Source organism: Pedobacter sp. G11, assembly GCF_003860265.1.
GTDB classification, from domain to species: domain Bacteria; phylum Bacteroidota; class Bacteroidia; order Sphingobacteriales; family Sphingobacteriaceae; genus Pedobacter; species Pedobacter agri.
The window spans coordinates 3,368,552-3,395,004 of sequence record NZ_CP034190.1 but is presented as its reverse complement, the minus strand read 5'-3'; the positions used below and the strand labels follow the sequence as shown (position 1 = coordinate 3,395,004).

Sequence of the window (26,453 nt, the reverse complement as noted above, 5' to 3'; positions counted from 1 at the left end):
ACATAATATGAGCACACCACAAGTTTCGAGAAGAAATTTTTTAAGAACCGCAGGATTAGGAAGTGCAGGCTTATTTCTGGGTTTATATTTGCCTGATGCCGCAGTGGCAATGGTAATGAGTGAAGAAGAAGCCGTGGCAGCAGATATTTACACTGAGCTTACTGCTTGGATTTTGATTAAACCATCCGGACAAATCACCCTCGTAAGTCATCGGGCAGAAATGGGCCAGGGTGTTTATCACTCTATTGCACAAATCATTGCCGAAGAGCTTGAGGTAGATTTAGCATCGGTAGATATCCAGTTTGCACAAGGTAACGAGAAAAAATATGGCAGCCAGTTAACAGGTGGTAGCTCAACCATTCGTGGCGCTTACAAAAACCTGCTGAAATTAAGTGCCTCAGCACGACAAGTATTAATCATGGCAGCAGCTGCAAAATGGTCAGTACCCGTTATAGAATGCTATGCGGCATCAGGTCATGTAATCCACAAACCTTCTGATAAAAAGTTTCATTACGGCGAACTGGTGGTAGATGCCTCCAAACTACAGGCACCAAAAGATGTCACATTAAAACCTCGCTCTGCTTATAAATTAATCGGCAAACCGCTTCACCGGAAAGATACGCCACTTAAAACTAACGGACAGGCAATCTTTGGAATCGACAAACGAATTCCCGGAATGGTATTTGCCGCCGTAGAGCGTAATCCAAGATTAAGGGGAAAGATTAAAAGTTTAGATGATACTGAAGCACGTAAAGTTCCTGGTGTTACCAATGTGATCAAGATTGCCATGGGGGTTTATGATATGGATAGAGAAGGTGTTGCCGTGATTGCCACTTCTACCTGGGCGGCATTGCAAGGCAAAAAGGCGTTGAAAATAGAATGGGACGATAGCGGTTTCGAGCATGTGAACACGCCTGAAATCTATCGCAAACAACGCGAAGTTTTAAAAACCGAAGAAGGGCGTTTATTAAAAACACAAGGCGATCCCAATGGTATAATTAACCGTTCGAAAGATATTCTGGATGTTGTTTATGAAACACCTTATCAATCTCATGCAACCATGGAACCTTTGAATTGTATTGGTCATCATCGCGGCGATACGGTTGAAATTTGGGGACCGGTACAGGCACCCAACTGGATTCAGGATTACATCAGTAAAAAAATGGGAATTGCCTTTGATAAAGTGATTGTAAACATGACTTTTTTGGGTGGCGGTTTCGGCAGAAAGGCCTTAATGGACTACCCGCACGAAGCATTGGTAATTTCTAAAGCCATCGGCTTGCCTGTGCAGGTAATTTGGGCCAGAGAGGATGATATCACACAAGGGCCATTCCGCCCGGGCATTTCCTATCGTTGCCAGGGTGTAATTGAAAATAATGAAGTCAGCGCCGTAAAATTTCGCATGGCTGGACAAAACAATGATCATTTCCGCTCTGGCGATAATGGTAAAGCAAATAGAAGTACTTCCGAAGGCTGGCTAAAACCATATTTCGAAACCATCAAAAACATTAGTTTTGCTGATGTTCCTTTTCAAACGCCAGTTCCAACTATGTTCTGGCGCTCGGTGTATGCCTCTACAAATGGTTTCGCCTATGAAAGTTTTGTTAATGAGCTGGCCCATAAAGCGGGTAAAGATCCACTTGCATTCAGGCGCCAATATCTTAAAGAAGAGAGGGCTGCTAAACTGATTGATAAAATTGAGGAAGTTTCAGGCTGGAGGAACAAAGGAAAAACCAAAGGTTTCGGCATTGCCATCACAGAATGTTTTGGTACAACAGTCGCTCAGGTAGTCAAAGTTTCGAAAAAGAAAGGCGAAAAACTAAAAATTGATCAGGTTTGGGCAGTGGTAGATTGCGGATGGTATGTCAATCCGGATATTATTCATGCCCAGATTGAAGGCGCCATTGTAATGGGCTTAGGGGCGGCAACCATTCACGAAATTACTTTTAAAGATGGTTTGGTAGAACAGCGCAATTTTTATGATTACAAAATGCCGAGACTAACCGATATTCCACCAATCAAAATACATATTATGGAAAATAATTCGGATGCAGGCGGTATAGGCGAACCGGGATTACCTCCCTTCGCTCCTGCCCTAACTGAAGCAATATTCGATCTAACGGGCAAACGCATTAGAAAACTACCTTTTGATATGGCAAGTATTTAGTTTAATTTTATCTGAAGCTAAATATGGCTTAAATTACCCTATGAAAGAAATAGTTGACATCATTAGTGCTTACCATAGTGCTGTAAAAGAAAACCGGAAAACAGCATTGGCAACTGTAGTCAAAGTAGAAGGTTCCTCCTACAGAAGAGCAGGCGCCAGAATGCTCGTTACTGACGATGGCATGCTGACAGGCGCAATCAGTGGTGGTTGTTTAGAAGGTGATGCACTTCGCAAAGCACTTTCTGCTATTCATCAGGGCGAAAATAAATTGGTAACCTACGATACAACGGATGAAGACGATGCTAAGTTCGGGGTGCAGTTAGGCTGTAATGGAATTGTTCATATTTTGTTTGAACCCATTTTCAGCGATGATCAGTTTAATCCGATTGAATTATTAAAAGCAGCCAACAGCAAACGTGAAAATTGTGTTTTTGTAACGCTTTTCTCCCTCGAAGATAAAACTCAGCCTGGTTCTGTCATGCTATTCCGCGAAGACTCCATTTTAGAGAGAAATATTCCCGAAATAGCTGGCTCAATAAAAAATGATGCTTTCGACGTATTGAAATTGAAATTATCGCGGATAGAAACGTATAGCATCGAAGGGAAAAACTACGATGCTTTAATTGAGTTTATTCCGCCACCCATCCAGCTGATCATTGCCGGAGCAGGAAACGATGCCCAGCCACTTGTGTCTATGGCCAACATCCTCGGATGGGAAATCACGGTAATTGATGGGCGGCAAACGCATTGCACCTTGCAAAGGTTTCCAAGCGCAAAAAGCATTCTGGTGGCAAAACCCAAAGAAATCTTAGCTAATATCGAAATAGATCGCCAAACCGCATTCGTGTTAATGACACATAATTATAACTATGACATCGAGTTGTTAAATATTTTATTGGAAACTAATGTACCTTACATCGGTACATTGGGCCCAAAGAAAAAGCTGTTGCGAATGCTCGATGAATTAGGGAAAAGTGATGAAATTGCAAAAGTAAATGGCCCAGTCGGATTAGACATTGGTGCAGAAACTGCTGAAGAAATTGCTGTATCGATCATTGCAGAAATTAAAGCAGTGTTTTCCGGTGCTTCTTCAAAAATGCTTAAAGAAAAAACACAGTCCATTCATTCTTACGAATAGCGTCAATTATGAAAACCGCAATCATCATTCTGGCAGCAGGAAATTCGAGCAGAATGGGCAGGCCAAAACAACTGCTCCAATATAAAGGGCAAACGTTTCTGGATATTGCAATCCTGGCGGCTGTACCAACCAGCTTTAGCCCGATTATTGTTGTACTTGGTGCCCATGCGAAGGAAATCATAGATGCTCACCATTATGCCCGGATCACATTTGTGCTTAATGAAAATTGGAAAACAGGGATGTCATCAAGTATCGCAACCGGGATGAATGTGATTTTAAAAGATTTTTCAGATACAGAAAATGTTATCATAACCGTAGCCGACCAGGTGCATATCACTTCTCATATTCTGGAAGCATTGTATCAAAAATTCAAATCTGAAAATAAAAACATTGTCACTGCTCATTATTTGCAAACAACAGGCACTCCCGCGTTGTTCAACAAGAAATACTTCAATAAATTACTAAATTTACAGGGTTCAGGCGGTGCAAAAAATATCATCAAACAACATCTTGATGATGTATCATCTATTCCTTTTGAGCTCGGTCATATCGATATCGATACGGCAACAGATTATCACAACTTAATTAATCATCAATGATAGCAGATGCGTTTGGAAGAGTACATGATTATTTACGAATATCGCTAACCGATAATTGCAACTTCCGCTGCTTTTATTGTATGCCTGAAGAAGATTATGATTTTACGCCCGCTTCGCGATTGATGCAACCAGCCGAAGTTTTTGCATTGGCTAAAACCTTTGTAGATCAAGGCGTTAAAAAAATCAGGTTAACCGGTGGTGAACCGTTGGTACGCAAAGACGCTGCGGAGATTATCCTGGCCCTGGGGAAACTCCCGGTTGAACTGGTGATCACCACCAATGGCACCCGGATCGCAGAAATGCTTCCTGTACTTTTAGAAGCAGGCATAAAAACGGTGAACATCAGTTTAGATACCTTACAACCTGATAAATTTTTCACCATCACCAGAAGAGACGTTTTTCATCAGGTAAGAAGCAATATTGAACTGTTATTGCAACATAAAATCGCTGTTAAAATTAATATGGTGGTGATGAAAGGATTAAACGATGGTGAAATTAAAGATTTTATAAACTGGACAAAACATAATCCCATTCAAATTAGATTTATAGAATTTATGCCTTTTACGGGCAACAAATGGACGAGTAACAAAATGTTTTCTTTAGAAGAAATTTTAGCCGTTGTGGAGAAGGATTTCGTGGTTCTACCTGTAAAATCTGCACCCCATGATACCGCTAAACATTTTATGATTCCTGGTCATGAAGGTTCTTTTGCCGTAATTAGTACCATGACTGCTCCTTTTTGCAGCACCTGCAATCGCATGCGGCTCACTGCCGATGGGAAATTGAAAAACTGTCTTTTCTCAGTAGGCGAAACAGATCTTCTAAATCCGCTAAGAGCCGGACAAGATGTACTCCCACTGATCAAGGCTTCCATTTGGGCTAAAGAAAAAGAACTTGGCGGGCAGTTAGGTAAACATTTCGAAAACCTGGACGCTACCCTCCTCAACAATAGAAGCATGATTACCATTGGCGGATAAAAAATGATCTCTGTACACGAAGCTAAAGCACTTATCGCGAATAATATTCACCCACTGTCTCCTGTTAAACTGCCTTTATCGCAAGCAAATCAACATATTTTAGCTGAAGATGTTTTTGCCATTTGCGATATACCCGCATATGAGCAGTCGTCAATGGATGGCTATGCCATCCGCTTCGCAGAAGCAAACATCGCTCTGGAATTAAACGGTGAAATGGCTGCTGGGACAAATACGCAATTTACTATAAATGCCGGACAAGCCAGCCGGATATTTACCGGTGCACCATTACCATCAGGTGCCGATACCGTAGTGATGCAGGAAAAAACAGAAATTTTGGATGGAAAACTGGTGATTCAAGATAGAAATCTTTCTGCTGGACTTAACGTTAGAAAGAAAGGTGCGGAAATGAAAACAGGTGCATTGGCAATGAGAAAAGGAGATTACCTGAGCCCGGCTGCCCTTGGTTTTCTGGCAGGAATTGGCATCACCGGGGTATCAGTTTTTCCTATGCCAAAAGTTTCCATTATCCTTACCGGCAAGGAACTTGTTCAGCCTGGCGAAACTTTAGCTTTTGGGCAGGTTTATGAGTCTAATTCATATTCGCTGAAGGCGGCATTAAACCAGGAAGGAATTAATCAGGTAGAAATTTTTGAGGCAGATGACGATTTAGAGGTATTGACTACAATCCTCCAGAAGGCTTTGGCAACAAGTGAGATAATTTTGCTTACGGGCGGTGTAAGCGTTGGCGATTATGATTTTGTGCTTGAAGCTTCGGCCCGCTGCGGAATTCAAAAGGTTTTCCATAAAGTAAAACAAAAGCCCGGAAAGCCACTGTTTTTCGGCAGATTGGAACAGCAATACATTTTTGGGCTTCCCGGCAATCCATCTTCTGTGCTTAGTTGTTTTTACAACTACGTTTTGCCAACGCTTGCTGCACTTTCCGGCAAAATAAATCCGGTTAAGGAAAAGGAGGCAGAGCTAAGCAGTGCCTACAAAAAATCTTCCGGATTAACCCATTTTCTGAAAGCACATTATCAGAATGGGAAAGTAATTCCGCTGGGGGCACAAGAGTCTTTCCGTTTAAGTACTTTTGCTCAGGCCAATTGCCTGATCATGCTTGAAGAAGAGACTGAGCAAGTGGATCAAGGTGAAAAGGTTAAAATCTTGTTATTACCTTGATAACTTGCCCTGAAAACCGATTAATAAAAAACTCTCAAACCACATCAACTAATTAAATAAAATACATATAAATTTAAAAATGAGATACATAACCCTAATTATTTTATTATTTTCTTTAACTGTTCATGCGCAAGAAAGCAAGCAATTTACCATTGATGGTAAAATAAAAAATCCGACTACTTTAAACCTATCAAACTTAAAAGAATTTAAAAGTTTGAGCTTAGATAGTATGGTGGTTTTTAACCACCTGATGCAGCGGAAAAGCAGTATCAAAAACATTAAAGGCGTATTATTAAAAGATGTATTATCCAAAATTGAAATTGAAACCGCCTCCCCGAAAGTATTAAGTGAATATTACATTGTATGTACCGCTACTGATAATTATAAAGTGGTGTTTTCATGGAATGAATTATTTAATTCGGAAACTGGAAAACATGTGATGATTTTAACGGCTTTCGATGCAAACCCGGTGAAAAATGAAAAAGGAAACATTGCATTAATTTCACCAACAGATGAGGCAACGGGAAGAAGATTTGTAAAAGGATTAAGTAAAATCACTATACTTCAGGTAAATTAGCGCTATGGAAATCGAAATTATCAGTTTCGGGAAAATAGCAGAATTGGTGAACCTTAAGAACCTGAACATTGATGGCATCAAGGATACCGATGGTTTACAAAAGCACCTGGAAGCCGTGTTCCCAAAACTCAAAGAAATTAAATATAAACTGGCACTGAATAAGCAAATTATACATGCCAATAGTCCATTAGCATCAGGTTCAGTGGTGGCTATTATGCCGCCGTTTTCCGGAGGATAAAATATGGATAGGGAAAGATACCACAGACAACTCATTTTAGATGGTTTTGGTACCACAGCGCAAGATAAATTACTAAATTCAAATGTTTTGGTGATTGGTGCAGGCGGTTTAGGCTGTCCGGCTTTACAATACCTTACTGCTGCAGGTATCGGTCGTATCGGTCTGGCAGATGGCGATGTGGTTTCACTAAGCAATCTTCATCGTCAGGTACTTTTTGCTACAGCAGATATTGGAAAGCTCAAAACAGATGTGGCTACTGAAAGATTGGCGGCAATCAATCCTGAAGTTTTCATCCAGTCCTACCCTTTTTTCGTTACGCGAAATAACATCCTCGAATTGATAGCAGACTATGATGTAGTGATAGATGCTACAGACAACTTCGAAAGCAGATACCTCATTAACGATGCCTGCGTACTTTTGAAAAAGCCGCTGATATTTGCCGCCGTTTCAGGTTATGAGGGCCAACTGGCGATATTTAACCTGGCAGATGAAAACGGCATCAATACGAATTACCGCGACCTCTTCCCTGTTCCTCCGGCAGAAGGAGAAATTCCAAATTGTTCCGAAAATGGAGTTATCGGTGTGTTGCCTGGCATCATTGGCACCATGCAGGCTGCAGAAGCCATCAAAATCATCACCGGAATAGGAAAGCCATTAAAAAATAAAATACTAAACTATAACTTGCTGGAACAGTCGTTTTATGAAATCCAAGTTACTCCGGCGCCAACAAGCAGCTACGTTTTACCAAAAGACAGTAGCTCCTTTTTAAAAATGAATTTTGGGAATCAAAAAGCAGATATAAAGAAAAGTGTGATAGAAATAGACATTAATGAGCTGGAAGATATTCGGCAAAAGGAAAATACGCTACTTATTGATGTGCGTGAAAGCCATGAAGTCCCTCAACTCAATCGCGGAGAATTCAAGCAGTTTCCCATGTCAGCTTTGCAAAACTTGCTCAACGAAGAGATTGTAGAAGATCATATTATTTTGATCTGCCAGCATGGGATCAGAAGCTTATCAGCAGCTGAATATCTTCATGAGAAATATGGCAACGAAAAAAATATATATAGTTTAAAAGGCGGAATTGCCCGTTGGAAAAACTTTTTCACCTCTTAATCATGACGGAAAAGAAAATTAAAAACATTTTTGTTCAGGGTGCCATCAGTACCGTTTTCATTGCAGATAGCATCACTAAACACAGTTCGAAGACAGAAATTGGCGGTCACAGCATATTCTTGGGGCAAGTAAGGGCAGATGAAATTGACGAAAAACAAGTTGCGGCAATTGATTATACCGCCTATGAGGAACTTGCCTTAGCACAAATGCACCAAATCAGGGAAGATGTTTTCAGCAAATATCCCTTGAGCTGTATGCATGTACATCACAGTTTAGGCGTTGTAAACGCAGGAGAAATTTGTTTGTTTGTTTTCACTTCATCAAAACACAGAAAACCGGCAATGGATGCCTGCGACGAACTGGTTGAAAGAATTAAAGCAGAATTACCTATTTGGGGCAAAGAGATATTTGCTGATGCTTCACATCAATGGAAAGAAAATAAATAATATGGTTAACATTACGCATAAATCAAACACCCTTAGAATTGCTATCGCGACTGCAACCGTTCGGGTTTCAAAACAAGAAACCATTGATGCCATTGAACAAAGAAAAGTACCAAAGGGCGATATTTTTGAGTTTGCCAGGGCAGCTGGTTTATTTGGCGTAAAAAAAACAAGTGATGTCATCCCCGACTGCCACCCCTTACCTGTTGAATTTACGGCTATCACTTACGAAATAAAAGATTTAACCATCATAATTTATGTTGAAGTGCATACCATCTACAAAACTGGCGTTGAAGTAGAAGCCATGCATGGTGCTTCAGTTACCGCTTTAACCATGTATGATATGCTTAAACCTATTGATAAAGGGGTTGAGATCGCATCCATCAGGCTATTAAAAAAATCAGGAGGAAAAAGTGATTTTAGCAAAAATGACTTTGCCGACCTCAGGGCGGCGGTTATTGTTTGCTCTGACACGATTTCTGCAGGCCAGGGTGAAGACCAGTCAGGAAAAGCCATAGTTGCTAAACTAGAATCTTTTGGTATGGAAACCAGCATTTTCGAAGTGATTCCAGATGATTTTGATCAGATTCAAAACAAGGCCAAAACACTTTCAACAACAGTTGATTTATTGATTTTTACCGGTGGAACCGGTTTATCGCCAAGGGATGTAACCAGCGATGCTGTTTTACCGCTGATCGAAAAATCTATAGATGGTATTACGGAAACTGCCCGCCGTTATGGCCAGGAACGTATGCCATTTGCCATGTTATCTAGAAGCGTAGCCGGATTAATCGGAAATTCCCTGGTGCTGACATTACCCGGATCATTAAAAGGTGCAACAGAAACGATGGATGCACTTTTTCCTCAGGTATTACATGTTTTTAAAGTGATGAAGGGCGCCAGACATTAAATTAGCACAATTGCTAATGTTCCACGCATTGGATAAGCACACAAGGTTGTAGTTTATAAAGTCTTTACTATTTTTATTCCGTGAACAAGCTACTACTTTCAGGCATTTACATTTACCCCATTAAATCACTTGGTGGGGTAAGTGTAACGCAATCTTATATCGAAGAACGAGGGCTGCAATTCGATAGAAGGTGGGTTCTGATTGATAATCAAGGTGTGTTCATTACCCAAAGGAAATATCCACTATTATCGCTTTTACAGGTCGATGTATTGGATAATCAGTTAAAGATTTCACATAAAGATGATCCTTTAGAAACGATTTCGTTTTATATTGATCAGCAAACAAATAAAAGTTTTGCAGTTAGCATTTGGGATGATTTAACTATGGGTTTCGAAGTTGATCCAAAAGTAAGCGAATGGTTCTCCCGTTACATGAACTTCAATGTCAGGCTGGTGACAATGGATCAGGGCACTAGAAGACATGTAGATCCGAAATATGCAACCCAAAACGAAATTGTGAGTTTTGCCGATGGTTACCCCTGCCTGATTATTGGACAATCTTCGTTGGATCAACTAAACGAAAAACTAAACGAACCCGTTCGCATGGATCGGTTTCGCCCAAACTTTGTATTTACCGGCGGCGAAGCGCATGTTGAAGATACTTTTAAAGACTTTGAAATGGGCGGGATTCAATTTTCTGCTGTTAAACCTTGCGCCAGATGCGTACTCATTACTGTTAACCAGCAAACCGCTGCTAAAGGTGCCGAACCGTTAAAGACTCTTTCCAAATACCGCACATTCAACAATAAAATTATGTTTGGTCAAAACCTTTTACATCAGAGTTCGGGCATCATTCGCGTAGGAATGGAACTTCATATCAAATCTACCAAAGAAAAAATTCTGCCATAAGATCTGAGGGCATCTCCAACTATTCTATGCTATCAGAAAGTGAATAAGCCGCAATCATTAGCCTATCCAGCACACATCACTTCAAAAAAAAGGATATTTACTAATAAAAAAAACTGAAGCGTGATTTTTATTGTCATAATATAAAGCCAATTATTCAGGCTTAAATTATTTATGAAAATAGGCATCATTGCGCATTTGAAACATCCTATCAAAGCCCCTTTCGCAGGTGGTCTGGAGGTTTTTACTTATCAAATTACCACCTTGCTCACACAACGTGGACATGAAGTGATATTATTTGCCAGTTCCCAGTCTGATCCAAATCTCCCGCTCGAACCGATTCTTTCTGACGATCATTATGATGCCCATACCGGCATAAGAATAAAGAAAAAAGATCTGCCTTCAGAATATATCGCAGAACATCATGCCTATTTAAATTTAATGATGTCTGTTGATGATTATGGTTTAGATATTATTTTCAACAACTCCCTCCACTATATCCCGATTACAATGGCTAACGCAATTAAAACGCCTATGCTCACGGTGTTGCACACGCCTCCATTTTATGAATTGGAACTTGCCATTAAGGCTGAAAGACGTCATCCAGTGATGAATTACGCTACCGTTTCCCGGCAAAGTGCCAACAATTGGCAGCATCTTGTCAATCATTGTACCGTAATCCCGAATGGGATTGTCACAAATGACTGGAAGCCAAGATTTACTGAATCCGAAGAATCATACGCGATATGGTTCGGCAGGATACATCCTGATAAAGGGCTGCATTTAGCAATTGAAGCTTGCAAAAAGGCAGACATTAAATTAAAAGTAGCTGGAGGAATAGCTGACCAGCGTTATTTCGATCGCATGATTTCACCGCTGTTAGATGAAAACATTGAACTATTGGGTTTATTAAATCAGCAGGAACTCAATAATGTAATTGGCCAGGCAAAGGTTTGTTTAATTACGCCTTGCTGGCAGGAACCCTTTGGTTTAGTGGTAGCAGAAGCCATGGCCTGTGGAACGCCGATTGTTGGCTTTAAAATGGGCGCACTGCCCGAATTGGTTGATGAGCACTGTGGCGTATTGGTAGAATTTCCAGATACCGATGCATTGGCAAATGCCATTCCTGTTGCCAGCAGGCTTGATCGATTGGCTGTTGCTCAATCAGCTAACAGATTCGACATTCACAAAATGATTGACAGTTATGAGAAATTGCTGGAAACGCTGGCAAAAAAACAACCCGTGAAACAAGCATCCTAATGATAGAAATCCCTACCCAAACGAAAAGCCAGACTTTTGATCTGCTTAATTTTGAAGATACCTTACAAAAAATAAAATCGCAGGCGATAGGCGCTGAGCATGACCCTGAAGGATTGAAAAAAGAATTCCAATGGCTTAAGGAAAGTGGTGCACTAAAAATTGTACTTCCCGGCGAGGCGCTTGATTTTAACCAACCGAACATGCCTGCACTGCTTAACCTGCTCAAAGCAGTGGGCAAGGCTAATCTTTCTGTAGGGCGAATTTTTGAAGGTCACATCAATACCCTTTACCTCATTCATCTTTATGCAAATGCACAACAGAAAAAAGAATGGTACCAGGGTGTTCGAGATCAGGGTCATCTTTTCGGAGTTTGGAACACACAGGCACAAAATGGCATTCAGTTTTATCCGGAAGCTGATCGGTTTAAAATCAGCGGCAGCAAAACCTTTTGTTCTGGCGTAGGCATAGTAAATCGGGCACTCATCACAGGAAATATCGAGCATACTGATAAAAAAGGCTGGCAAATGGCAATTGTTGATATGTCAGGAATTAGCGAGCAAAATATCGACAAAAATAGTTGGAAACCGTTAGGAATGCAGGCTTCAGGCAGTTACACCGTCGATTTTTCAGGTTATCTTTTGGACGAATCTGACTTGATCTCGAGACCTGGAATCTATTTAAACCAACCTTATTTCAGTGGCGGCGCTATTCGATTTGCGGCAGTTCACTTGGGCGGCGCTGAAGCCATAGCAGAAAATACCATTGAATATTTACTGTCGCTAAACCGAACTGAAGACCCCATACAGCGCCTTCGCCTATCAAATATTATGATACAATTGGTATCTGGACGACTATGGCTTGAAAAAGCTGGACAACATTATGATGAATGGGCTGATGACAAAACTCACGAACAAGACCTCATCTCCTTTGCGAATATGACGCGTGTAACCATCGAAGACATTTGCCTTCGTATCATGGACGAAAGCAATAAATGCATTGGCGCCCGGGGATTAATGGCTCCTTACGACATGGAACGAATTTTTCGTGACCTCACCTTTTATTTACGACAACCAGCCCCTGATGCGACGAGACTAAACGTGGCAGATTTTTTTATTAAAAAGCAACAAACCGGACATGAATCCAATATTTGATAAAGAAGCTTTTAAAGCATCAGCCGTTCAATTAAATATTGCTGATCTGGAATTCATAAAACGCTGTTTGATTTTGGTTCCTCACCCTGATGATGAATCATTGGCTTGCACAGGATTGATTTCAATCCTGAAAGAACAGGGGACTGAATTTAAAATTATTTTAACAACAGATGGCAGTCGTTCGCATCCGAATTCTAAAAAATTTCCTGCTGAGAAACTCGCTCAAATTCGGGAGGAAGAATTAAATAAAGCCATTAAATTAATGGGCTTAGACACCTCTTTAATAATACCTTATAAAGGAATAGATTCGAGTCTACCGGCAAGAGGAGAAGACGGTTTCGAGATACTGGTTGCAAGGCTTGCAGAAGATTTGGCTGCATTTAAGCCAGACCTGATTCTCGTTCCTTATGAACTCGACCCACATCGCGATCATCGTGCCACCTGGCAAATGTTAATGGCTGCACTTGAAAAAGGAACAACGCAACGTCCGAAAATCTGGGAATACCCCATCTGGCTTTATGAACTGGCTCAACAAGCTGATCTTCCCAAATTAAATCATAATGAATTAAAATTTGTTGATGTTTACCAATACAACACACTAAAACAAAGTTGTATCGCTGCCCATAGCTCTCAAACCACCAGACTGATTAATGACGACCCAACAGGTTTCATCCTCACTGCAGAAATGATTTCCAATTTTACCACAGGTCAGGAGTATTTTATGGAACGAAAAAAAATCAATCCTTCCTCTACATTATCTGAAGATTATTTTGAGACGCTTTATAATAACAATGAAGACCCCTGGAATTTCGAAAAAAGTGAATATGAGAAACAGAAATATGAACGTTCTCTAGCTGTCATTCCACCTGGCAAATACAATCAAGCACTTGAAATTGGTTGTTCAATTGGTGTTTTTACCGCCATGCTTGCGCCACTTTGCAACCATTTAATCGCCATGGATATTAGCACAACAGCATTGGAAAAAGCGAGGCAACGTTTAGGAAGTGCACCTCATGTAGAATTTCAGCTCGGTGCCATTCCAAATGATTTCCCTGAAGGCGATTTTGACCTAATCGTAATGAGCGAAGTGGGTTATTACCTTTCCATGAACGATCTGTTGCTCACAAGAGACCTGCTAGAGAATAGCTTAAATGAGGGTGGTATTTTGTTATTGGTACACTGGACACACTTCGTTGTCGATTACCCACTTTCAGGAGATGATGTACACGAATGCTTTAAACAATCTTCGCTCACACATTTGCATGGCTCACGGACAGCTGATTATCGGATCGATATTTTCAAAAAACGCTAAAGGTTATGTCTTTTACCATTGCTTTTTACGTTCATCATCATGGCTCAGGGCATTTAATGCGCACCATGCAGATTGTTAATGCGCTAAAAGGTTATCAGGTGATATTAATGGGTAGCGGCCTTAACAAAATAAAGCAGTTGCCGCCACATGTTTCGCTGGTACATCTTCCATTAGATATTCCGGAAGAAAATGAGAAAGTAGTTGCCGACTCACTCCCGCCAACCGGATTGCATTATGCCCCATTGGGTATCCAGGGAAGCAGAGATCGGGTGGCTATCATGACTGATGTATTTCGGAGCCATTACCCTTTAATTCTGGTAGTTGATGTATCAGTTGAAGTTGCTTTACTTGCTCGTTTAGCCGGCATTCCAACTATTATCATCAGACAACACGGTAAACGTAATGATCTGGCACATCAATTGGCTTATAACAGTGCTGAACTTTTAATCGCTCCGTTTGCGAAATCCATGTACATCGGCGAAGAAGATCATTTTTTCAAAAAAACGTTTTTTGCAGGTGGATTTTCAAAATTTGATCAAACAAAGAACGATCAGGAAACTGATCCGAAAATGATTTGTATCCTCATTGGAAAAGGTGGTACATCTATAAACCCAGAACTAATACTGCACATCGCTATGTCCTGCCCTTCCTACCATTTCAACGTGATGGGATTGAGTAATCGGGAAACTCATAATTTAAAGAATTTGCAATTCCATGGAGAGGTGAATGATCCTGCGCTGCTAATTGGCCGGGCGATGCTGATGATGGGGAACACAGGCCATAATACCGTTATGGAAATGGCTAGTCTAAATAAAAGATTTATCGGCATTCCGGAAGCCCGCCCGTTTGAGGAGCAACTAGAAAAAGCAAAATCTATCGAAGGCCGATCGGGAATCTTAATTATACATCCGCAGCAACTATACCAAACCAATTGGGCTGATGTATTTGAAAAAATCAGCAGTAAAGAACCAGATTGGAAAGATGTTATTCATGCAGCTGCGTTAAGCAACGTAGCTAATGCCATCATCAATACCGGAAAAAATTTTTCTAAATATTAAGATTTTAGTGTTGATCAGTTCTTAATCAAAGGGTTTTTTCCTGCTTAGCCTGCAAGTGCTTTTGAACCAACGATTAACTCCTTAGTAAGCTTTTTAATTGTTACCTTACTCCTCTGATGAAAATGCATTCTCATGGCTGAAATAACCAGATTAATTGGTTCATAAACAATAGATGAATGACCCTGCTGATGTAACCGCTGTTCTATTTTTTCCCATAGGGACTCGAAATAAATACTGGTATTAAAAATATTAACGAGTTCAACATCATCCATTTCTGCCCAATCTGCAAGTGCAGCTAAAGCTGATAATGAATAGGTTTCAAAATTGCCATTATTCCAAATATTTCTTAACCTGTTTTTGAAATCAAATTTAAAAATCAAGGCATCTAAAGATTCTACTTGCTGCTCTTCACTTCTTAAGCTCATTTCCGACCAATGTTTCAGCTGAACGGAAAAACCAAATTTAACCCGTCCATCTAACCTGCCAGATGTGTAAATGCGCACTTTAGGCGAGTGCCTGATTTTTGCATCTACACGATTCAAGGCTTTGCGAAATTCTTCATCTTCCAAATAAGGGATCATGGGCAGGCGACCAGCTTTTTCATACATTTCGCAGGTTACGGCTAAACTAGGTCCATAACACTGAAAGTGGCGGGGCCACGGGTTTGTATCGCTGGGATCAATAGCCGATTCTAAACGGGTTTTTAAAAACCGATAAGTGACATCCCTTAAATGATGACGCCTGCTGATTTCTGGTGTATCACGTGGTAAGATCCTACCCCCAATCACATCTGCGCCTGCCGCAATTTCCTTCATAATATGGTAAACCCAATCCGGTGCAACTTCGCTATCTGCATCTGTAGAAACAATGATTCCACGTTTGCCTGCCACCTTCATTATACGCAGGTGTGCGGCATCCATCAATAATCTTCTGGCCGTACCAATATGAGCCTGTTTTTCCTCCAGTTCAATACATTCTACATGTAAATGAAATTCGGGGTATTGTTGCTGATACATTTTGCAGATATGGAAGGTATCATCAGTACAATTGTTTGCCAAAACCAACACCTCATATAAATCCATATTTATCGCAATCCCCAGCTCGTTCAATTGTAAACGCAATGCATCAAGTGTTTTAACAATGAAACCAGATTCATTTTTCGCAGGAACAATTACAGACAGTTGAAGTGAGGGATGTACCTCTCCTTTGAAAAGAAACTTAGTTTCTATTGGTAAAAGCTGATTCATATATTTTAATTAGTTCAACTTCCTGCGTTATGCAAGAGATTTAGGAATAACCGGATTAATAAGCCGAAATAGGAATTGTCGTGTGTGTGTGTTACAACAACTACAAGTTGACAACAGCAATTTTTAATCAATTGTTTAATTTATTCATTCCGATTTCTACGGGAATAAATCCGGTCGGAAAGAGTATGATGCTAAACCCTTCAAAAGATATATAGATTGTTGACATCTTTGCTGATCTTAAAAACTATCGTCATTCATTAAATTAAATAGCATTTAGCCTGATCTTAGAATTATTCAAATTTGTTTTATTGATTTATTAGATTTGAGCATGAAAAACACGGGGAAAGCTACAAGTCATGATCAGGAGAACCTAAAAAACGATTTTTCCTCCAATGAGGGAGATCATCTCTCTTCTCTATCTTTACTTAATGCCTTGCCCCAGCAAGTTTGGACAGCCGGAAGCGATGGTAAAATCGATTATGTTAATGATACCATTTGCCGTGATTTTGGCTATCCGCAGGCTTTAATTATCGAAAGCGGCTGGGAAGCCTTTGTTCATCCGGAAGACATTACTGAAAGTATTGAACGGTGGCAGGAAGCACTTAACACCGAAAAAGAATATGTTACAGAATTTCGCTTGCGCTTTACCGATGGACAATACTATTGGCACCTGGCAAGAGCTGTTCTGGTTAAACGGACAGGAAAACCTTCCATTTGGGTAGGCACCAATACCAACATTCAAAGTCATAAAGATACTGAGTCGCGGAAGGATGAATTTATCTCTATAGCCAGCCATGAATTAAAAACACCACTAACCTCTATCCGTGCTTACAACCAGGTAATGTTGCGCAAAGCGAGTGATGGCACAATAAAAGACTATTTATTGCGAACACAGGGACAGCTTGCCCGGCTTGAAAAATTAATTAAAGATTTATTGGATGTGAGCAAAATTAATGCTGGCAAAATGTCGCTCAACTTAGAAAATTTTAATTTTTCAGAAATGCTTCGTGATGCCATATCAGCCGCTCAGTCGGTCTCTACAAAACATAAAATTATTCTAACTGATGAATTAAATCTTGAGTTTACCGGCGATCATTACCGTTTAGAACAGGTTGTACAAAATTTCTTATCTAATGCGGTAAAGTATTCTCCTGAAGCAGATCGGGTTTTAGTAAGCACCAATATTAAAGATGGAAATGTGATCGTTTCGGTAACAGATTTTGGCATTGGCATCGAGCGTTCGCATTTAGGCAGGCTTTTCGACAGGTATTATCGGGCCGACAATTCCTCAAGCAGATTTGATGGACTTGGATTAGGACTATTCATTTCTGCCGAAATCATTAAAAGGCATGGTGGAAGTTTTTGGATAGAAAGTGAGCTTGGAAAAGGTGCCACATTTTTCTTTAAACTACCACTGGAGGCAGACCACCCTATCCAACCAGCAATTAAAACAAAAATCAACTATAAAGACCGATACCTCAGCATCTCCTGTCCGCAGGATGATGACATTATGTACGTGGAATGGACAGGCCATCAAGACATGCGATCGGTAAAACATGGTGGCGCTTTGATGATCGAATATTTTAAAGCAAATCCACGATCTAAAGTTTTTAACGATAACCGTTTGGTATTAGGCACCTGGTCAGAAGCATCAGACTGGGCAGCTGAAGTATGGTTGCCGCTAATGGAACTGGCTGGCCTGAAATATTTGGCATGGATATTTTCTGCCAGTGCTTTCAGCCAGTTATCTGCCCAAAAAAGCGTAGATAATGAAGAGAAAACATCAGAAATACTATTCTTTTATCAGGCTGATGAAGCATTGACCTGGTTAAGAAACATTAATCAAAAATAGCTTATTGAAAGATTTTATTCCTGTGTAAACGATGGTTTAGGAATTAAATATCAGGCCATAAAAAAGCCGGCACCATTGTAATGATTGCCGGCCATTCAAAAATGCTTAAATTATTTTACGTCGTTTTTAACCTTGTTAGCTGTACGCTGTCCAGGTAAATAAATTTGAAAACCAAAAGATAAATTTAAGTTACTTTGTGTAGTAGCACTACCGAAACCAACTAATCCATTATATTTCAATAATGTTTCTAAACCGATGTTTGGCGTAATAAAATAGGCAAAACCCGGACCAACACTTAAGTTTAATCCGTTTGTATTTCCACCACCTTTACTTACGTTTACACCACCAATACCTGCTGTAGCCTCTGCAAAGAAACGTCCATGACGGATAACTTCCACATCACTTCCAGCATAATAACGTCCTAATGCACCAACACCATAACTGGTTGTGGTATTCGAATTTTTGGCTGTTTCTAAACCAAAATTTACATAACCACCTAACGCAACATTATCCTGAATAAACCAGGCAGCCTTTGGCGTAATATCTACACTGAAAATTTTAGGATCATCTAACCCTAAATTGATGTTTGTTAGGTTTCCACCTACCATTACATTACCTTTTTGAATCTGTGCGTTAGCCACACCAGCAAATAATGCGAAAGAAAATAAGCTCGAGATAAAAATCTTTTTCATATAAATGTTTACAATGATCATCATTATTGATAACCACCCCTTCAACATGATCTGGCAAGAAATGTTTTCAAGTTTTACAAGCATACTGATTATGAGAGAGATAGATTTTTATTAAACTTCTTTTAAGAGTACCACTTCAAGCAAAATTCATCGAAATCCTTATCAATACGCTTATCATAATCTTCCATCAAACCCTTAATTCAAATTCCTGATTAAATCCTGCATCATATACCTTAAAAGTGATTGGCCATTCTTCTTTTATTAATTGCGGAACAAAATCACTGAATATCCTTTCAAAAGTTTCAAAGTCAATATCTGCTTTGGTTACGATCAAATAATTTGATTCTGATTGCACCACCACTTTTGCTACAAAATCTTTCCAGCGGTTTTTAATTAATTTTGGCAAATGCAGAAACTGCTGGGCCATGATGAATTTGCTAATGGATTTTACAAATTCTTCATCCAGTTTCTGATCGGCAAGATTTCGCCAATGCCCATTCGACAAATCAATTTGCCCTAAAATCTCATCATCATTGAGGATTAAAAATGAATGATGATTTTCTTCCTGCAATAAAAGATAGGCACTAAATCCTAATTCTTGGGTAGGATCTTCGTGAAGGTAATGAAGTTTAATCATGTAATAAGGGATTAATTATTCGTCTGAATGTAAGATTGATACGCGGCTTCATGTATTGTTTTGATTTAGCAATGCGATGATCCCATTTTTGCTGTAAATCTCCTTTCATTAAAAGTAGAGAGCCGTGTTCCAAACGGATGGAATATTTCTCGGCATGATTTTCCTTGAGCCGGATATCGAAACAGCGAACCTGTCCAAAAGAAAGAGAAGCAATAATGGGATGAGACCCCATTACGGTTTCATTATCACTGTGCCAGGTTACCGAATCCTGTCCGTTACGATAGTAATTGAGCAATACGGAATTAAAATTGATGCCTGCAACAGGTTCTACCCTTTCTTTAAGTTGGAGCAGTTCTTCAGTCCATTTTAATGGTATTGATTTACCAAGAGCATTGTAGTCTATTTGTTCAGGATCACCATACCAGGCTGATAGCCGTGGTGTGATAACTTCCTTATCATAGTAACGTACTACTTTTTGTTTCCAGGGTGTATTTTGTATCAAATGCGCCAACATTTCATCGCTGAAAGCAGGCGCTAAAAAATCGCTTTGATAAGTTAAAATATCTACAGGCAATCCAACAGTTTGCCCTGCTTCAGCAAAAAAACTCAATTGTTCCATACGTTAGCAAAGGTGCAAAACTTTTTATAAATTACTAATATTTTTAGCATTATATTTGCCTAAAATATTAAAAATAGGAGGTTAATTATGGAAAAAGCATCTAAACAGCACATCATTGCAGATTTGAAAAAACAAATTCTGGGCATGCAAGGTTATGGTACACTGAGCATTCAGGATGATGTTTTTCCGCAATTAAAACTATTGGCAAAAGCTTTTCCGAACCAGCATTTTCCGCTTACCGGTATTCATGAGTTTATCGCGAATGAAACTGAAGATGCTGCTGCAAGTACGGGTTTCATCAATGCAATCCTTTCAGCATTGATGCAAACGGGTGGCCCTTCCATATGGATCAGTGCAACGCGAAACGTTTTTCCTCCAGCCATGCAGCGTTTTGCCTTACAACCCGACCAGATTATTTTTATCGACCTTAAAAACCACAAAGAAATATTATGGGTTTTAGAAGAAGCTTTGAAATGTGAAAATCTGAGTGCAGTAGTAGCCGAAATCCCCGAACTGAGTTTTAGTCAATCCAGAAGGTTACAATTGGTAATCGAAAAAAGCAAAGTTCCGGCTTTTATTATTCGACACCAGCCCCAACAACTTAATAATACAACCTGCCTTGCCCGTTGGCAAATTAAACATTTACCCAGCATATTACCAGATGGGATGCCAGGCGTGGGTCAGCCTTCATGGTCTGTAGAATTGTTAAAAGTGAGGAATGCACAACCCAGTAGTTTTAAACTCTCCTGGAATGGAACGTGCTTTCAAAACTTCGAACAGCAAACTGAAGTATTACAAACTTTTAGAAAACTACAAGCAAGTTAATATGGGAAAGCGTTTTGTGAGCATTTGGTTTCCGTTTTTATTAACGGACTGGCTCGGCATCCGCAGGCCAGCACTAAAAGAAGTGGCTTGTGTATTTACTGCTGCTGTTAAAGGCCGTATCATCATCACGGCCTGTAACGCATTGGCTGCAAAACAAGGTATACAAATAGGCATGGTGCTGGCGGATGCCAGGGCACTGGTACATGAACTGGAAGCTTTTGATGATAAACCCAATCGAAACGCTAAACTTTTACAGGGATTGGCAGAGTGGTGCATTCGATATACTCCTTTTGTGAGCATTGACTTGCCCGATGGCATTTTGCTTGACGCTTCAGGCTGCACTCATTTATGGGATACGGAAGAACATTATCTTGCCCAAATCAGCAGACGCCTGAAAGAACTGGGTTATACCAATAAACCAGCCATTGCCGATACTATTGGAACAAGTTGGGCCGTTTCCCGTTTCAGCACTCAGGAATTTGTTGTTGCGCAAAAAAGGCAATATTACGCTTTGCTTTCATTGCCACCGGCCGCTCTTCGGCTGGAGCAAAGTATCCTAGATCGTTTAAATAAACTGGGGCTGCAAAAAATTGAACGTTTCATTCAAATGCCTCGCAGCGTTTTACGTCGCCGCTTTGGTGAAAACCTGTTGCATCGCATTGGTCAGGCGATGGGTGATGTACCAGAAGTATTTAATCCGATTGTAATTGTACCCGAATATGAAGAACGCCTGCCCTGCCTGGAACCCATCAAAACTGCACCAGCTATTGAAATCGCCATTAAAAAATTACTGGAACAACTTTGCAGCCGACTAAAAAAAGAAGGTTTAGGTTTACGTAGCGCTGAACTGAAAGGTTTTCGGATAGATGGAAAAATCATCCGCACCAGCATTGGCACCAATCAAAGCAATAATGATGTTCAACACTTATTTAAGCTCTTTGCTTTAAATATTGATAAATTGGCTCCCGGTTTAGGCGTGGAACTTTTTTTACTGACCGCAAATAAGGTAGAACCCATTATTCAGGCCCAGGATAAATTGTGGATAACTCAGTCAGATCTCCAGAGCCCTGCCCTTTCTGCCCTGCTGGATCGTGTAGCAGGAAAAGTAGGTATAGCTGCAATTCGCCGTTTTTTGCCACAGGCGCAATATTGGCCGGAACGGGCGATTAAAAAAACAGCAGCACTTAGCGAGAATAGTAACCTGCCCTGGCATAATCCATTGGGCCGCCCAATCCACCTGTTGCACCAACCCGAAAACATACAGGTTACCGCTCCTATTCCCGATTATCCGCCATTGATCTTTATTTATAAGGGAAAAAAACACCATATTAAAAAAGCTGATGGACCCGAGCGCCTGGAGCGTTCCTGGTGGCTGGAGGATGGCGAGCATCGCGATTATTATATTGTGGAAGATGATGATGGATGTCGCTATTGGCTGTTTAGGGCCGGACATTATTCTGCTGAAAATTCACGCTGGTTTATTCATGGTTTTTTTGCCTGATCATGATGGAATATAATGAACTACAGATAACCAGCAATTTCAGCTTTTTAAGGGGAGCTTCACATCCTGAAGAATTGGTGGAAGAAGCTGCTAAAATGGGCTACACCAAAATTGCCATTACTGATCATAATACGCTTGCTGGCATTGTTCGGGCGCATGCTGCAGCAAAAAAACTGGGAATAGAGATTATTCCGGCATGCCGGCTAAATTTAGCTGACGGGCCAAGTTTGCTGGCTTATCCCACTAATCAGAAAGCTTATGCCCGCCTATCAGCTTTACTTAGTTTGGGTAATTTGCGTACAGAAAAAGGCAGCTGCCTGATTTATCGCAAGGATGTTTATGCACATGCTGCAGGAATTTTATTTATTGCCATCCCGCCTGATACACTTTCTGCAAATTTTGATTTTGAATCAAATTTCCCAAACGATCTTGCGGAGTACAAAAAAAATCTTCATAACCAGCTTTATCTTTCCATTTCGAGGAATTATCAAGGCGAGGATCAAAAAAGGATGTTCCGGTTGACACAACTTTCCCAAAATTTAAACATCCCTTTAGTAGCTACTAATGATGTATATTATCACACCCCATCACGTCGCAAACTTCAGGATGTATTAACCTGTGTACGTGAAAAATGCACCATCCAAACGGCAGGTTTTCATTTATTTCAAAATGCCGAACGCCACCTTAAAGCCCCTGAAGAAATGCTGAGGCTTTACCGGAAATATCCGCAAGCTTTGCAAAATGCGGTTTACATTGCCAATGCTTGTCAGTTTAGTTTAAGTAGCCTGAAGTATGTTTATCCGGAAGAAATTACAAGTGGAGAGAAATCTCCATTAGCCGAACTCACTGATTTAGCCTGGAAAGGCGCACATGAGATTTTTGGCGATGATTTACCTGAAAAAATTGTCAGCAACATTAACCATGAACTGAAATTTGTGGAAGAAATGGAATATGCTGCCTATTTTTTAACCGTTTACGATATTGTTCGTTTTGCCCGTGAGCAGAAAATTCTTTGCCAGGGTCGAGGTTCAGCTGCCAATTCTACCATTTGTTATTGCCTGGGCATCACTTCTGTTGATCCTACAAAATTCGATTTATTATTTGAACGTTTTATTTCTTCGGCCCGTAATGAACCACCTGATATTGATGTGGATTTTGAGCATGAACGCCGGGAAGAAGTAATTCAGTACATCTACCAGAAATATGGCCGGGAGAGGGCAGCAATTGTGGCTACTGTAACCCAGCAAAGGCAAAAAGGCGCCATCAGAGATGTAGGCAAAGTTATGGGACTTTCAGTGGACACCATTAACCGGCTTTCGGCTTCTATTTGGGAATTTACGGATGAATGGTTTGAAGGCAATCGCCTTACAGAACAAGGCCTTAACCCAAATGATCCCTTGTTGAGAAAAGTGCTTTCCCTTACCGGCCAAATGATGGGTTTCCCCCGACAGTTGGGTCAGCACACGGGCGGTTTTGTGATTACGCAAGGTAAACTGACTGATCTTTGTCCTATCCTAAATGCCCGCATGGCAGACCGCACCAATATCGAATGGAACAAAGATGATATCGATACCTTGGGCTTTTTGAAAATTGATATTCTGGCTTTAGGCATGCTCACCTGCATCCGCAAAGGTTTTGATTTGGCAAAACAGCACTATAACCTCGATCTGACCATGGCAAAGATTAATGAAAATGACGATCCAAAGGTTTATGAAATGATTAGTCATGCCGATACCATTGGAGTATTCCAAATTGAAAGTCGGGCTCAACAATCCATGCTTCCGCGATTAAAACCAAAATGTTTTTATGACCTGGTGATCGAGGTAGCCATTGTTCGGCCGGGGCCTATTCAAGGCGATATGGTTCATCCTTATTTGCGGAGAAGGAATGACGAAGAAAAAGTAAGTTATCCATCTAAAGAACTGGAGGAGATTCTCAATAAAACACTTGGCGTTCCCCTATTTCAGGAGCAGGCGATGAAAATTGCCATTGTGGCTGCTGGTTTTACCCCTACCGAAGCCGACGAACTTCGCAGGAGTATGGCAACATTTAAACTGAAAGGCATGGTTACACAATTCGAAAAAAAATTAATTTCAGGCATGGTAGCCAAAGGCTATGATGAGGATTTCGCTAAGCGGATATTTAAACAACTGGAAGGTTTTGGAAGTTATGGTTTCCCGGAAAGCCATGCCGCTAGTTTTGCCTTGCTGGTTTATGTTTCCTGCTGGTTAAAATGTTATTATCCAGATGTTTTTGCAGCAGCATTACTCAATAGCATGCCAATGGGATTTTATCAGCCTGCCCAAATTGTAATTGATGCCCGAAAACATGGCGTAGAAGTTCGGCCGATAGATATAAATCATTCTTTTTATGACAACACCTTAGAAGAAAAAGCTGGAAGCTACCATGCCTTGCGATTGGGATTCAGGCAAATTAAAGGAATAAGAATGGATGAGATGGACATTTTAATCTGCCACAGGCGAACACTTTACAAAAATATAAATGAATTGGTAGATGCAGGCATTTCGCTGGCTACAATAGAAAGACTGGCAGATGCCGACGCGTTTCGGTCGCTAGGTTTCGATCGCCGCCAGGCGCTTTGGGAAGTATCGGCACTTGCAGATCGACCTATAGCATTATTTGAAGGCCAGGATTCTGAAAGCAAAATTGAAAAACAAACCCAGCTCCCACTCATGACAAAAGCTGAACATGTGATACAGGATTATTCGACAACAGCACTTTCTTTAAAAGCACATCCGGTAAGTTTTGTAAGAGAACAATTGAATTTGTTAAGAGTATGTGCCAACAAAGATTTAGATGCGGTTAAAGATGGCCAAAGCATTAAAGTTGCAGGCTTGGTATTGGTACGTCAACGTCCTGGTACCGCTGGCGGAGTGTGTTTCATTACAATAGAAGATGAATCAGGTTTTTCTAACCTGGTGGTTTTTGAAAGCCTTTTCGAAAAGTACCGGAAAGAGATCCTTCATTCCCGTTTACTTATGGTAGAAGGTAAATTGCAAAGAGAGGGTGAAGTAGTGCACATCATCGTTAAACGCTGTTTCGACCTGACAAAACTGCTTCGAACACTGAGCAAAACAGATCAAGATGATCTTCCAATATTAACACCTTCTCGTTCTGATGAAAAAACTGCTCCTTATCCAAGCGAAAACAAAAGGACACAGGTACGCCAAACCAAACAAGAAATTGCTATTCCACCCGCCAGAAATTTTAAATAATATCAAAAAATTACACCTATAGTTCACCTGAATTAACAGGAAGCAGCTCCAAAAACAATATGGCTAGTGATATTCAAGCATCAGTTTATTATCTAACGCAAAGATGTAAGTGGTTTGGTTGGCAAGGTAATTATGAATAGGGTATTTGGTTCCCATTTCACTCAGTGATGTCACTAGGTTTTTGACAACAGTCCGCATCTTGGTTTGTGATCTCTTTCGTTTCAGCATTAGTTCATTGATCTCTACTTCATCAATGGCAGCGTCAATTTCATGGCCAAGGGTATGAATTTGTTCGAGAAGTGAGAGGTAGCGGTCAAATTGTTCTTGTATAGTATCTTTACTCATTTTCTGTTTTTTCTTCAATCAAAATCGATCCGGCTAAGCAGCTGATCAATAATTCATCTCCATCACGTCTGTCGATTACCCTCACACGTGTATTCACCTTGCAAAGTTTCTCTACCAACAGTTCCTGTATTTCTGCCCATTCCTGCGAAACACTTTCCAGGTGTTGTTCCTTTCTTTCCAGTTCAATGTGTGCAATCAGGTGTTCATCAGCCTCTGCGGCAGATATGGAATCAGTTTTGGATAAATCTGGCAATTGTGAGGCATCCACTACCCGCTTGGCCTGTTCTACCTCAATAGAAAGGTCTTCATACTTATCAAACAATTGCTGAATGTTATCATATTTCATATCCACATAACCTTTTAATGTCATGATAAGTTTTATTCATTTACAATTATAAAAGCTGTTTTAAATCCTTAATACTTATCTAACTGATATATAACTGAAATGCCTGGAAGCAAAAATCAATCA

25 protein-coding genes are annotated in these 26,453 nt (G+C 40.3%); 19 read left to right on the top strand and 6 right to left on the bottom strand.

Annotated features, from left to right (window positions below; translation table 11 throughout):
• The first annotated feature begins 7 nt into the window (after positions 1–7).
• The 15 genes from EA772_RS14665 to EA772_RS14595 all read left to right on the top strand — a co-directional run bounded on the left by EA772_RS14665 (position 8) and on the right by EA772_RS14595 (position 15,030).
• Positions 8–2,167: a molybdopterin cofactor-binding domain-containing protein gene (locus tag EA772_RS14665; RefSeq protein ID WP_124913862.1), complete on the top strand. Its 2,160-nt coding sequence runs from the start codon at positions 8–10 to the stop codon at positions 2,165–2,167.
• A gap of 40 nt (positions 2,168–2,207) precedes the next feature.
• Positions 2,208–3,305, top strand: a complete 1,098-nt coding sequence (locus EA772_RS14660; RefSeq protein WP_124913861.1) for an XdhC family protein — start codon at positions 2,208–2,210, stop codon at positions 3,303–3,305.
• 8 nt (positions 3,306–3,313) lie between these two features.
• The gene (locus EA772_RS14655; RefSeq protein ID WP_124913860.1) at positions 3,314–3,904 is read left to right on the top strand and encodes an NTP transferase domain-containing protein; all 591 of its coding nucleotides are present in this window, start codon (positions 3,314–3,316) and stop codon (positions 3,902–3,904) included.
• Positions 3,901–4,881, top strand: a complete 981-nt coding sequence (moaA, locus tag EA772_RS14650; protein ID WP_124913859.1) for a GTP 3',8-cyclase MoaA — start codon at positions 3,901–3,903, stop codon at positions 4,879–4,881. The genes EA772_RS14655 and moaA overlap by 4 nt, the downstream gene beginning before the upstream one ends.
• A 3-nt stretch (positions 4,882–4,884) precedes the next feature.
• The gene (gene glp, locus EA772_RS14645) at positions 4,885–6,060 is read left to right on the top strand and encodes a gephyrin-like molybdotransferase Glp (RefSeq protein WP_124913858.1); all 1,176 of its coding nucleotides are present in this window, start codon (positions 4,885–4,887) and stop codon (positions 6,058–6,060) included.
• A gap of 79 nt (positions 6,061–6,139) precedes the next feature.
• The gene (locus EA772_RS14640) at positions 6,140–6,637 is read left to right on the top strand and encodes a molybdopterin-dependent oxidoreductase (RefSeq protein ID WP_124913857.1); all 498 of its coding nucleotides are present in this window, start codon (positions 6,140–6,142) and stop codon (positions 6,635–6,637) included.
• Positions 6,638–6,641: 4 nt separating this feature from the next.
• Positions 6,642–6,875: a MoaD/ThiS family protein gene (locus tag EA772_RS14635; protein ID WP_116170148.1), complete on the top strand. Its 234-nt coding sequence runs from the start codon at positions 6,642–6,644 to the stop codon at positions 6,873–6,875.
• Positions 6,876–6,878: 3 nt separating this feature from the next.
• The gene (locus EA772_RS14630; protein WP_124913856.1) at positions 6,879–7,991 is read left to right on the top strand and encodes a HesA/MoeB/ThiF family protein; all 1,113 of its coding nucleotides are present in this window, start codon (positions 6,879–6,881) and stop codon (positions 7,989–7,991) included.
• Positions 7,992–7,993: 2 nt separating this feature from the next.
• Positions 7,994–8,437 (top strand): molybdenum cofactor biosynthesis protein MoaE, encoded by a 444-nt coding sequence (locus EA772_RS14625; protein WP_124913855.1) that lies wholly within the window; start codon positions 7,994–7,996, stop codon positions 8,435–8,437.
• The gene (gene moaCB / locus EA772_RS14620; protein WP_246833942.1) at positions 8,337–9,344 is read left to right on the top strand and encodes a bifunctional molybdenum cofactor biosynthesis protein MoaC/MoaB; all 1,008 of its coding nucleotides are present in this window, start codon (positions 8,337–8,339) and stop codon (positions 9,342–9,344) included. Before EA772_RS14625 ends, moaCB begins: the two co-directional genes overlap by 101 nt.
• A gap of 80 nt (positions 9,345–9,424) precedes the next feature.
• Positions 9,425–10,252 carry an MOSC domain-containing protein gene (locus tag EA772_RS14615; protein ID WP_124913853.1) on the top strand — a complete coding sequence of 276 codons (828 nt, stop codon included), beginning with the start codon at positions 9,425–9,427 and terminating at the stop codon, positions 10,250–10,252.
• A gap of 171 nt (positions 10,253–10,423) precedes the next feature.
• Positions 10,424–11,509 carry a glycosyltransferase family 4 protein gene (locus tag EA772_RS14610; RefSeq protein ID WP_124913852.1) on the top strand — a complete coding sequence of 362 codons (1,086 nt, stop codon included), beginning with the start codon at positions 10,424–10,426 and terminating at the stop codon, positions 11,507–11,509.
• The gene (locus tag EA772_RS14605; RefSeq protein ID WP_124913851.1) at positions 11,509–12,660 is read left to right on the top strand and encodes an acyl-CoA dehydrogenase family protein; all 1,152 of its coding nucleotides are present in this window, start codon (positions 11,509–11,511) and stop codon (positions 12,658–12,660) included. The genes EA772_RS14610 and EA772_RS14605 overlap by 1 nt, the downstream gene beginning before the upstream one ends.
• Positions 12,644–13,972 (top strand): bifunctional PIG-L family deacetylase/class I SAM-dependent methyltransferase, encoded by a 1,329-nt coding sequence (locus EA772_RS14600; protein ID WP_124913850.1) that lies wholly within the window; start codon positions 12,644–12,646, stop codon positions 13,970–13,972. The genes EA772_RS14605 and EA772_RS14600 overlap by 17 nt, the downstream gene beginning before the upstream one ends.
• A 5-nt stretch (positions 13,973–13,977) precedes the next feature.
• Entirely contained in the window at positions 13,978–15,030 is a 1,053-nt protein-coding gene (locus EA772_RS14595) for a glycosyltransferase (RefSeq protein ID WP_124913849.1), read from the top strand.
• A gap of 44 nt (positions 15,031–15,074) precedes the next feature.
• Here EA772_RS14595 and EA772_RS14590 read toward each other — a convergent pair whose 3' ends face one another.
• Positions 15,075–16,277, bottom strand: coding sequence for a glycosyltransferase family 2 protein (locus EA772_RS14590; protein ID WP_010602682.1), 1,203 nt, complete (start codon positions 16,275–16,277; stop codon positions 15,075–15,077).
• A gap of 328 nt (positions 16,278–16,605) precedes the next feature.
• Between EA772_RS14590 and EA772_RS14585 the strand changes: the two genes are divergently transcribed.
• The gene (locus EA772_RS14585; protein ID WP_124913848.1) at positions 16,606–18,129 is read left to right on the top strand and encodes a PAS domain-containing sensor histidine kinase; all 1,524 of its coding nucleotides are present in this window, start codon (positions 16,606–16,608) and stop codon (positions 18,127–18,129) included.
• 110 nt (positions 18,130–18,239) lie between these two features.
• On the opposite strand, the gene EA772_RS14580 is transcribed toward EA772_RS14585, so the two are convergent.
• The 3 genes from EA772_RS14580 to EA772_RS14570 all read right to left on the bottom strand — a co-directional run bounded on the left by EA772_RS14580 (position 18,240) and on the right by EA772_RS14570 (position 20,077).
• Positions 18,240–18,821, bottom strand: a complete 582-nt coding sequence (locus EA772_RS14580; RefSeq protein ID WP_029204477.1) for a hypothetical protein — start codon at positions 18,819–18,821, stop codon at positions 18,240–18,242.
• 187 nt (positions 18,822–19,008) lie between these two features.
• Entirely contained in the window at positions 19,009–19,458 is a 450-nt protein-coding gene (locus EA772_RS14575) for a hypothetical protein (RefSeq protein ID WP_124913847.1), read from the bottom strand.
• Positions 19,451–20,077, bottom strand: coding sequence for an alpha-ketoglutarate-dependent dioxygenase AlkB (locus tag EA772_RS14570; RefSeq protein WP_010602678.1), 627 nt, complete (start codon positions 20,075–20,077; stop codon positions 19,451–19,453). Before EA772_RS14570 ends, EA772_RS14575 begins: the two co-directional genes overlap by 8 nt.
• A gap of 87 nt (positions 20,078–20,164) precedes the next feature.
• Here EA772_RS14570 and EA772_RS14565 point away from each other — a divergent pair, with 87 nt between their 5' ends.
• Genes EA772_RS14565 through EA772_RS14555 form a run of 3 tightly spaced genes read left to right on the top strand, consistent with a single transcriptional unit; the run spans position 20,165 to position 25,639 of the window.
• On the top strand, positions 20,165–20,902 hold the full coding sequence (locus EA772_RS14565) for an ImuA family protein (RefSeq protein ID WP_124913846.1): 738 nt from the start codon (positions 20,165–20,167) through the stop codon (positions 20,900–20,902).
• A complete protein-coding gene (locus EA772_RS14560; protein ID WP_246833941.1) occupies positions 20,796–22,403 on the top strand; it encodes a DNA polymerase Y family protein in 1,608 nt (535 codons plus the stop codon). The genes EA772_RS14565 and EA772_RS14560 overlap by 107 nt, the downstream gene beginning before the upstream one ends.
• A gap of 2 nt (positions 22,404–22,405) precedes the next feature.
• Complete coding sequence (locus EA772_RS14555) at positions 22,406–25,639, top strand: error-prone DNA polymerase (protein WP_371683155.1); 3,234 nt, start codon at positions 22,406–22,408, stop codon at positions 25,637–25,639.
• Positions 25,640–25,702: 63 nt separating this feature from the next.
• On the opposite strand, the gene EA772_RS14550 is transcribed toward EA772_RS14555, so the two are convergent.
• Together EA772_RS14550 and EA772_RS14545 are read right to left on the bottom strand one after the other, a co-directional pair.
• On the bottom strand, positions 25,703–25,984 hold the full coding sequence (locus EA772_RS14550; protein WP_010603533.1) for a hypothetical protein: 282 nt from the start codon (positions 25,982–25,984) through the stop codon (positions 25,703–25,705).
• Positions 25,977–26,354, bottom strand: a complete 378-nt coding sequence (locus EA772_RS14545; RefSeq protein ID WP_116170132.1) for a hypothetical protein — start codon at positions 26,352–26,354, stop codon at positions 25,977–25,979. Before EA772_RS14545 ends, EA772_RS14550 begins: the two co-directional genes overlap by 8 nt.
• Positions 26,355–26,453 lie beyond the last annotated feature (99 nt).